This is a genomic window from Streptomyces sp. NPDC097617 (assembly GCF_044761485.1).
Lineage (GTDB): Bacteria > Actinomycetota > Actinomycetes > Streptomycetales > Streptomycetaceae > Streptomyces.
Genome location: NZ_JBIWCL010000017.1, coordinates 176,965 through 184,815 on the forward strand (window position 1 = coordinate 176,965; position 7,851 = coordinate 184,815).

Consider the following 7,851-nt stretch of genomic DNA (forward strand, 5'->3'; position numbering starts at 1 on the left):
GGGCGCCCCCCTATAGCGCCCTGCGGGCCGCGGCGATCGCCTCCGGGTCCCACCCCGGACGCGGCACCGATTCCAGCAGCAGCCGCGTGTACGGGTGCCGGGGCGCGGCCAGCACCTCGGTCGTGGCGCCCGCCTCGACTATCCGGCCGTGCCGCATCACGACGATCTCGTCGGTGACGCACCGCACGACGCCCAGGTCGTGGGTGATGAAGAGGTACCCGATGCCGGTCTGCTCCCTGATGTCGGCGAGCAGGTTGAGGATCTGCGCCTGTACGGAGACGTCGAGCGCGGCGACCGCTTCGTCCAGGACGAGGACGGACGGCTCGACCGCCAGGGCCCGGGCGATGGCGACACGCTGGCGCTGGCCGCCGGACAGCTGACGCGGCAGGGCATCGGCGGCCCGCGTGCCGAGGCCCACCTGATCGAGCAACTCCCGTATCCGCTGCGCGTGGCCCCGGCCCGGGAAGTGCAGGCGCAGGGTCTCGCGCAGGGCCGCCTCGACGCCGGTGCGCGGATCGAGGGAGAGGTACGGGTCCTGGAAGACCATCTGGACCTCGCGGGCACGGGCCAGCCGCCGGGCACGGCCGCGGCCCTCGCCGCGCGCGGTCCGGTTCCGGCCGTTCACCAGGACCTCGCCCTCGTCGGCGCGTTCCAGGCCGACGATGATCCGCGCGGTGGTGGTCTTGCCGGAGCCGGACTCCCCCACGATGCCCAGCGAACCTCCCTCGGGGAGGACGAAGGACACGTCGTCGACGGCGCGCACGGCTCCGTAGGAGCGGCGCAGCCCCGTGACCTCCAGGACGTTTCCGGGAAATCCCGGTCCGTTAGCGGGCATCGACGGTGCTCCCTTCGAGCCGGTCGCTGTGATGGCAGGCGGCCACGTGCCCCGGCCGCCCCGGGGCGGCCACCGGCACCGGAACCTGCTGGTCGCAGACCTCCGTGGCGAGCGGGCAGCGGGCGGCGAAGGCGCAGCCGTGCAGTGCCTGGCGCAGGTCCGGCGGCTGGCCCTCGATGGCGGCGAGCCGGCCGCGGGGGCCGTCCATCCGCGGGGTCGAGGCCAGCAGCGCGGCCGTGTACGGGTGTCGGGGGTGCGCGAAGAGGGCCTCGGCGGGCCCGCTCTCGGCGATCCGGCCCGCGTACATGACGTAGACGCGGTCGCTGATGGCCGCCGCCAGGTCGAGGTCGTGCGTGACGAACAGCAGGCCGGTGCCGAAGCGGGCGCGCAGCCCGGCCAGCAGCGCGATGACCTCGGCCTGGGAGGTGACGTCCAGGGCCGTGGTGGGCTCGTCGGCGAGCAGGAGTGCGGGGTCTCCCATGAGGGCAGCCGCGATCACCACGCGCTGGAGCATGCCGCCGGAGACCTCACCGGGGTACTTGCGCAGCACCGCCGCGTCCAGACCCACCGCCTGCAGGAGTTCGGTGGCGCGAGCGGTCGCGTCCGCCCGGTTCATGGCCTTGGTGAGCGTGGCGCTCTCGGTGAGGAAGTCCCCGATGCGGCGCAGCGGGTTGACGGCTGCGCGCGGATCCTGGAAGACCATGGCCACGGCGGAGGCGCGTACGGCGCGCAACTGTGCCCCGTTCATGGCGAGGACGTCCTCGCCGCCCACCCGTACGGCTCCTTCGACGACGGCGCCGGGCGGCAGCAGGCGCAGCGCGCTGCGCGAGGTGAGGCTCTTGCCGGAGCCGGACTCGCCGACGAGGGCGACGGTCTCACCGGTGGCGACGGTGAGGTCGACTCCGTCGAGGACGGGCCGGGCGGTACCGGGCAGCGTGATCCGCAGCCCTTGGATGTCGAGGGTGTGCACCGGTTCGGTGGGATGCGGAGGTTCGGTGGGGTGCGGAGGTTCGGTGGGGTGCGGAGGTTCGGTGGGGTGCGGAGGTTCGGTGGGGTGCGGCGGCTTCATCGGGCCCTCCTGGCGATACGGTCGGCCCAGCGTTCGCCTACCACGTTGAAGGCGACCACGGTCAGCATGATGAAGGCGCAGGGCAGGATCGCGGACAGCGGGTAGCCGTGCTGGATGGCGGTCTGTCCGTCGAAGACCATGCGGCCCCAGTCGGGGGTGAGGGCGGGTACGCCGAGCCCGAGGAAGGACAGTCCGGCCAGGTCCATCAGGGCGTAGCCGAAGTTGATGGTGGACTGGGCGAGGACGACGGGGGCGATGTTGGGCAGGATGTGGCGCAGGCAGATCTGCAGCGCCGAGTGGCCCTGGACCTGGTAGGCGCTGACGTACGGGCGGGCCCGTTCGGCCAGGACCAGGGTGCGGGTGAGGCGGCTCACGTAGGGCAGGTAGGCCACGGCGAGGGCGATGACCGGAGCGAGCAGGCCCTCTCCGTAGACCGAGATGATCAGGATGGCCAGCAGCATGCCGGGGAAGGCGAAGACGAGCTCGGTGCTGCGGGAGAGCACGGAGTCGATCCAGCCGCCCCGCCAGGCGGCCGCCATTCCGATGGCGATGCCCGCGAAGGTGGAGAAGGCGACGACGCCGAGCGGTCCGAGCAGCGAGGTACGGGCTCCGAGCAGCAGCCGGGAGAGGGTGTCACGGCCGGCCGCGTCCACGCCGAAGGGGTGCGCGGCGGAGGGCGCCGCGAGGGCGTTGCCGAGGTCCACGGCGTTCGGGTCGTGGGGTACGAGCCAGGGTGCGAGCAGGGCCGCGAGCACGACGACGGCGACGAGCGCCAGGCAGACCAGGTGGAGCGGGGAGCCGGCGGCGCGGATCCGGGAGAGGCCCGGTCGGCGGGTCAGGACGGCGGTCATACGGCGGCGCTCCTCGATCCGAGGGTGACCCTGGGGTCGACCAGGGGCAGCAGCAGGTCCACGACCAGGTTCACGATCATGAAGAGGGCGACGATGATCAGGGAGATCGCCTGGACGGTCGGGAAGTCCTTGGTGGTGGTGGACAGTTCGAGGAGCTGGCCGATGCCGCCGATGCTGAAGGCCGTCTCGACCAGGATGGTGCACACCAGCAGCGTGGAGACGATCAGGCCGCCGGTGGTCAGGACGGTGCCCAGCGAGTTGCGGAAGACGTGGCGCCGGATGACCTGCCGCTCGGGGACTCCCCGGCTGCGCGCGACGGTGACGTGCTCGCTGTCGAGGGCTTCGAGCATGGCGGAGCGGGTGACCCGGGCGAGCATGCCGATCAGGTAGAGCGCGAGGGCGATCGAGGGGAGCGTGAGGTGCCGGAGCAGGTCCCCGAAACCGCCGTCGCCCGCACCGCTGCTGGGGAACCAGCCGAGGTTGACGGCGAAGAGGCCCTGGAGCAGGACCGCCGCGACGAAGGACGGGGTACCGACGGCGAACGTCGTGGTGACGAGGATGGCCGAGTCGGTGGCCCCGCCGCGGACGGCGGCGATCCGGCCGAGGAGCAGGCCGACGGCGACGACCACGACGAGCGACATCACGATGAGCATCAAGGTGGTGGGCAGCCGGTCCGCCAGCAGCCGCGAGACATCGGTGCGGTAGGTGATCGACCGTCCGAAGTCGCCCTGCAGGATGTCGCCCAGCCACCGGAGGTACCGGACGAGGAAGGGGTCGTCCAGGTGGTACTGGGCGTTGATCGAGGCGAGGGCCTCCGGGGAGGCCGAGCGGCCGGCGAGCAGGAAGCTCGCCGGGTTGCCCGGTGCCAGGTACATGGCCGCGAAGACCACGAACGAGGCGGTCAGGAGGGTGGCGGCCATCTCCGCCACCCGCCGCACCGCGAATCTGACGAAACTCACTGCGCGGCCCCCACGTCGGCGGCCCACGGGTAGTACATGTACGAGATGGTGGTGGGGGCGCCGGTGATCCGCTTGTTCAGGAAGAGCGCGGTGGGCCACTCGGCGACCGGGATCCACAGGAGCTTTTCCGAGGCCTGGTGCTGGAGCTTCGCCTCGATCTCCATCCGCTGCTCGGTCGGGTAGACGGCGCTCGCCTGGTCCACGAGCTTGTCGTACTCGGGGTCGCTGTAACCGGCGAAGTTCATGTACGCGCCGGTCTTGAAGTTCTGCAGCAGATCGAGCGGGTCGGTGATCGAGTCGTAGTAGGTGAGCGGGAACATGTCGATGCCCTCGCGCGCCTGGGGGTCGGTGAACAGTGCGGTGAAGGCGTTCGGGGCGATCGTCTTCAGCTGGATGTCCAGGCCGATCGTGGTGCCGGCCGCCTGGACCGCGGTGGCGAGGAGCGAGACGTCCTGGCCTATGGAACTGGTGGCCACGGTCAGGGTCTTGCCGGTGGCTCCGGCCTCCTTGACGAGGGCCTTGGCCTTCTCGATGTCCTGGCCGGTGGGCGGCAGGCTGTCGAAGGCGGTCTTCAGGGTGCGCTCGGGGGCGGCGGCCCACGCGGCCCGGGTGGTGAGGGAGTTGGTGACGGTGCCCGCCCCACCCAGTCCGGCCTTGACGAATCCGGAGCGGTCCAGCGCGAGGGACAGCGCCCGGCGGACGCGGATGTCACCGAGGGGGCCCTGCATGTTGGTGACGTTGACGTTGACCGTGCTCAGGCCCTCACCGAAGTAGAGGGTGCCCGCTCCGCTGCTCCGCAGGCGTGCGTAGCTCTCGGTGGGGATCAGGTAGCCGCCGTCGGCCTCGCCGCTGAGCAGGGCGTTCGTACGGGCGGAGGGGTCGGTCAGGACGCGGAACACGGCCTTCTTCGACTTGGCCTTCTTCCCCCAGTAGCCGTCGAACCGCTCCAGTTCGATCGACTGGCCCTTGTTCCAGGTGCCGAGCTTGAAGGGGCCGCTGCAGCCGAGGCCGCCCGTGGTGCCGTAGTCCTTGCCGGCCGCTTCGACGGCGGCCTTGGACGCGATCGCTCCGGCGGCTGTGGCCATGTACTGGGGGAACTGCGAGTCGGGCTTGTTGAGCTTGACGGTGACCTGGAGCGGGCCGCTCTTGTTGATCGAGGCGACGTTCTGGAACACCTGGGCCCAGGCGGCGGCGTTGTCGGGGTCCATCTGCCGGCCGAGGCTGAAGATCACGTCGTCGGCGGTCATCTCCTTGCCGTCGTGGAAGCGCACGCCGGGCCGCAGGTCGTAGACCCAGGTGGTGGGGTCCGGGTTGGACGCCTTCTGGGCGAGACCCGGCTCCGTGGTGAGTCCCGGGGTCCAGCGCATCAGGCTCTCGCACACATTGGACAGGACGGTGTTCTGCGGGTAGTCGAAGGCCACCGTGTAGTCGAGGGTGGGCGGTTCGGCGTAGACGGCCCAGGTGAACGAGTCGATCTCGCCGCGGGCCTCGGGGGTGGAAGCCGACAGCCTCACGTCGGTGACACCGCCGGCCTTGTCCTTCGGCGGGCCGGAGCAGGCGGCGAGCAGGGAGACGGACGTCAGGACGGCGGTCGCGGCCGCGGCTGCGGAGCCGAGCCGGCCGCGCCGGCCGCGGAGGCGTCTGCCGGTGCGGGGCAGGGAGGTGGTCATCGTCGCGCTCTCTATTCCGTGAGGGATGCGGGGGGAGAAGCGGGCGAACCGCCGGAGCGGTCCGCCGGGAGCGGCCGGTTTCCCGGGGCGTACGGTCAGACGGTGGTCCGCGCGGCCGGGACCTGCTGGGTGATGCAGTGGACGCCGCCGCCGCCGAAGGCGATGGCGAGCGCCCGCACGCCGACTACCTTGCGGCCCGGGTAGGCCGTGGCGATCACGGCGAGGGCCTCCTCGTCCTGCGGGACGCCGGCCACGGGGACGACCACGCCGCCGTTGGCGACGTAGTAGTTGAGGTAGGACACCTCGATCTCGCCGTCGGCCAGGTCCGCGAAGGCCGTCTGCGGCACCTCGATGATCTCCAGGCGGCGGCCGCGGGCGTCGGTGCTGGCCTCCAGCACCGCACGGTTGGCGCGCATACGGGCGTAGTCGGGGTGGTCCGGGTCGGAGGGCAGGGAGATGACGACCGTGCCCGGGGCGGCGAAGGCGCAGACACCGTCGACGTGACCGTCGGTCTCGGTGTCGAGCAGGCCGCCGTACGGGAGCCACACCACCTTGGTGACGCCGAGCCGGGACTTCAACTCGGCCTCGATCTGGTCGCGGTTCATGCCCGGGTTGCGGTTGGGGTGCAGCAGGCACTGCTCGGTGGTGATCAGCGTGCCCTCGCCGTCGACGGTGATCGCCCCGCCTTCGAGGATCATCCCGGAGGGGATGCGGTCGACCCCGAGGTGCTCCAGCAGCAGGCCGCTGATCCGGTCGTCGGAGTCGAACGGGTGGTGCTTGCGGCCCCAGGCGTTGAAGCGGAAGTCGACTCCGGCGCGGTTTCCGTCGCCGTCGAGCACGAAGAGCGGGGCGGAGTCGCGGAACCAGGAGTCGTCGAGCGGCAGCTCGATGACGGTGACGCCCTCGCCGACGCCGCACAGCGCGCGGGCGTCCTCGCCGAAGCCGGGCGGGGCGACCATCGTGACGGGCTCGAACGCGGCGATGGCGCGGGCGACGTTCGCGTATTCCTCCTTGACCTCGGCGAGCACGCTGCCCCACAGGTCCTCACGGGTGGGCCAGGCCATCAGACAGCCCTCGTGCGAGGACCACTCGGCGGGCATACGGAATTCGGTCATCAGGTGTCTCATTTCTTGCGTGGGTGGAGTCTTCCACTCGACTGAAAATTCAGTCAAGAGCGAAGGGGTGAAGCAAGGAAGGAAGCGCCGGAGCGAGAGGCGATGCCTGGAGGAAACGACTAGAGGAAGTAGAGGCGGTTCAGGGAGACCTGCTGAGCCGGCTCGGAGTGCAGGGGTTCGCCGTCGAGCGTGACGAGCCCGGTCCGGGCGTTCACATCGACAGCGCCGAGACGGGCGTTGCCGACCATGTCCTTCGGCCCGATGCCCCGGGTGCCGCGTACCGCGACCCGACGGCGCCGGGTGGCCATCACGCCGGAGGAGCCCGACTCGGCGGCTGCGCGGCTGACGAAGGCGACCGAGAGATCGGCGGGAGCCGCGCCGTGGGCACCGAAGAGGGGTCCGAGGACCAGGGGTTCGCAGGTGTCGGTGGCGGCGTTCGGGTCGCCGGTGACGCCGTAGGCGGGGAAGCCCGACTTCAGCACCATCTGCGGTTTCGCGCCGAAGAACGGGGGGCGCCACAGGACGATGTCGGCGAGTTTGCCGACTTCGATGGAGCCGATCTCGTGGGCGAGGCCGTGGGCGACGGCGGGGTTGATGGTGAGCTTGGCGATGTAGCGCAGGACGCGGGCGTTGTCGTCGCCCTCGCCGTCGCCGGCCATCGGGCCCAGCTCGCCCTTCATCTTGGCGGCCATGGCGAAGGTCCGGCGGATCGTCTCGCCCGCGCGGCCCATGCCCTGGGCGTCGGACGACGTGATGCCGATGGCCCCGAGGTCGTGGAGGACGTCCTCGGCGCCCATGGTTGCGGCCCGGATGCGGTCGCGGGCCATGGCGGCGTCGCCGGGCAGGTCCGGCTTGAGGTCGTGGACCGAGACGATCATGCCGTAGTGCTCGGCCACCGCGTCCCGCCCGAACGGCAACGTGGGGTTGGTCGAGGACCCGATGACATTCGCCACCCCCGCCATCTTCAGCACGTTGGGGACATGCCCGCCGCCGCAGCCCTCGATATGAAAGGCATGGATGGTCCGCCCGTCCAGCACCCGCAAGGTGTCCTCGACGGACAGACACTCGTTCAGCCCGTCACTGTGCAGCGCGACCTGAACGTCATACTCCTCCGCCACCCGCAGCGCCGTGTCCAGAGCCCGGGTGTGCGCGCCCATGTCCTCGTGCACCTTGAACCCGCAGGCACCGCCCTCGGCGAGCGCCTCCACGAGAGGGGCATCGTTCGAGGAGGAACCGCGGGCCAGGAAGCCGATGTTCACCGGCCAGGCGTCGAAGGCGTTGAAGGCGTGCTTCAGCGCCCACGGGGAGTTGACGCCGACACCCCAGACGGGGCCGAACTCCTGGCCGATGAT

Annotated in this window: 7 protein-coding genes; all 7 read right to left on the reverse strand. The window is 71.1% G+C overall.

What is annotated here, in order from left to right:
• Positions 1-10 precede the first annotated feature (10 nt).
• A complete protein-coding gene (locus tag ACIQZO_RS25585) occupies positions 11-835 on the reverse strand; it encodes an ABC transporter ATP-binding protein (protein WP_403630143.1) in 825 nt (274 codons plus the stop codon).
• Positions 825-1,904 carry an ABC transporter ATP-binding protein gene (locus ACIQZO_RS25590; RefSeq protein WP_403630145.1) on the reverse strand — a complete coding sequence of 360 codons (1,080 nt, stop codon included), beginning with the start codon at positions 1,902-1,904 and terminating at the stop codon, positions 825-827. Before ACIQZO_RS25590 ends, ACIQZO_RS25585 begins: the two co-directional genes overlap by 11 nt.
• Positions 1,901-2,755: an ABC transporter permease gene (locus tag ACIQZO_RS25595; RefSeq protein ID WP_403630148.1), complete on the reverse strand. Its 855-nt coding sequence runs from the start codon at positions 2,753-2,755 to the stop codon at positions 1,901-1,903. The genes ACIQZO_RS25590 and ACIQZO_RS25595 overlap by 4 nt, the downstream gene beginning before the upstream one ends.
• Complete coding sequence (locus ACIQZO_RS25600) at positions 2,752-3,714, reverse strand: ABC transporter permease (RefSeq protein ID WP_403630150.1); 963 nt, start codon at positions 3,712-3,714, stop codon at positions 2,752-2,754. Before ACIQZO_RS25600 ends, ACIQZO_RS25595 begins: the two co-directional genes overlap by 4 nt.
• Positions 3,711-5,384 carry an ABC transporter substrate-binding protein gene (locus tag ACIQZO_RS25605; RefSeq protein ID WP_403630153.1) on the reverse strand — a complete coding sequence of 558 codons (1,674 nt, stop codon included), beginning with the start codon at positions 5,382-5,384 and terminating at the stop codon, positions 3,711-3,713. The genes ACIQZO_RS25600 and ACIQZO_RS25605 overlap by 4 nt, the downstream gene beginning before the upstream one ends.
• 95 nt (positions 5,385-5,479) lie before the next feature.
• Positions 5,480-6,499: an agmatine/peptidylarginine deiminase gene (locus ACIQZO_RS25610; RefSeq protein ID WP_403630155.1), complete on the reverse strand. Its 1,020-nt coding sequence runs from the start codon at positions 6,497-6,499 to the stop codon at positions 5,480-5,482.
• Positions 6,500-6,618: 119 nt separating this feature from the next.
• Positions 6,619-7,851 (reverse strand): urease subunit alpha (locus ACIQZO_RS25615; RefSeq protein WP_403630158.1); only part of this gene is annotated, 1,233 nt, incomplete at its 5' end.

Coding starts and splice junctions, on each gene's coding strand:
- ACIQZO_RS25585 (WP_403630143.1), bottom strand. CDS start 835: ATGCCCGCTAACGGACCGGGATTTCCCGGAAACGTCCTGGAGGTCACG.
- ACIQZO_RS25590 (WP_403630145.1), bottom strand. CDS start 1,904: ATGAAGCCGCCGCACCCCACCGAACCTCCGCACCCCACCGAACCTCCG.
- ACIQZO_RS25595 (WP_403630148.1), bottom strand. CDS start 2,755: ATGACCGCCGTCCTGACCCGCCGACCGGGCCTCTCCCGGATCCGCGCC.
- ACIQZO_RS25605 (WP_403630153.1), bottom strand. CDS start 5,384: ATGACCACCTCCCTGCCCCGCACCGGCAGACGCCTCCGCGGCCGGCGC.
- ACIQZO_RS25610 (WP_403630155.1), bottom strand. CDS start 6,499: ATGACCGAATTCCGTATGCCCGCCGAGTGGTCCTCGCACGAGGGCTGT.